General features: G+C 55.0%; 1 protein-coding gene and 1 pseudogene. Both read left to right on the forward strand.

Going from position 1 to position 1,163, the window contains the following annotated elements; translation table 11 throughout:
* A pseudogene (locus FSO04_RS45800) lies at nucleotides 1-120 on the forward strand (IS30 family transposase); the annotation flags it as partial.
* 124 nt (nucleotides 121-244) lie between these two features.
* Nucleotides 245-703, forward strand: coding sequence for a hypothetical protein (locus FSO04_RS45805; RefSeq protein ID WP_233465469.1), 459 nt, complete (start codon nucleotides 245-247; stop codon nucleotides 701-703).
* The last annotated feature ends 460 nt before the right edge of the window (nucleotides 704-1,163 follow it).

Here is a 1,163-nt window from a genome sequence, read left to right on the forward strand (position 1 = left end):
ACGTATTCGCAGTCGAAACTTAATGCGGTCGCCAGGCGACTCAACGAGCGACCAAGAAAAACACTAAACTTCCAGACACCGGCCGAACGGTTTTATCAATGTATTGCGTCGACCGGTTGAATCCAAGCTTGAAAGCCGACGTAGATGTCGCGCTGGGTCGACGGTCCGCATAATGGGTCGGCTACGGACCATCGCGGACAGAGGTTCGCTATAATTTCTCGCTTCCCCAGCCATAACGTCAAAAATGTCCTTCAGGCAAAGCAAGTCTCGCGGCAGCCAAGCCCGCAAGCCTCTGACGAAAACGCTTCTGTTGCCGATGGACCGGTCCTCTGCCAGTCAACGTTCACTATTGTGTCATCTGGCTCTGGTTGCATGCCGTGACGGTCACGGCAACAATCACCTGATCAACGAGCTCATGCATGCGGTGTACCTGAGCTGGTACCTGCAGCGCGCCGGTTATGGAGATCTGCCGGCCGAGCAGTTCAAGATCGCCGAATATGCTGTTGGGAACACGCTGGCGCACGCGCATGAGACCGGTGAATGGCGACTTGCGTCTGATGTCATCAGTGATTTCGAAACGCTGCTTTCGCTCTATGACGCCCAGCTCGCAAGCGCGCGACTGCATGAGGTCCTGGAGGCCGAGCGACAGCTGAGGTGTTTTCTGACGGGGAAGAGCGACTCCCCGATTTCGATGTCGCCTTAGTCGAGGCTCTGGTGAGTCGCTTTCTGTGCGGGAATATAGATAGGACTTCTTAATTTTACATAAAAGAAATTAGCAACAATTGAACGGTCGTGCGTTTATTGTTGGTTGCCGACGATAGACCAGTTGACAGTAAGGATTCGAATTGCCTGTGTCGACGCGGCGTCGGCCTAACGACCGGTGACAAAATCGTCGCGGGTAAGTCGCACCGGATGACCGGGGCGAGCACGCATTTTTCTTTCCGCGACTGCGAAGATACGCTTTCGACCGTCCGAGAACGTCTCGAGCGTGCGACTTGCATCGGCGCACGGCGACAGCCAGAAATGGACTTTAAGTGCCAGCCCTTTCAAGGTCTTTGCGCGGCAAACCTGGTAACCTGGCGACCTGTTCAAGGACGACGGGTACGAAGGGATGTTTGACGAGGTGATGAAGCGTTTCGAGCAGCAGGCACCGGTATGCGTGA

The organism is Paraburkholderia madseniana (assembly GCF_009690905.1).
GTDB lineage: Bacteria > Pseudomonadota > Gammaproteobacteria > Burkholderiales > Burkholderiaceae > Paraburkholderia > Paraburkholderia madseniana.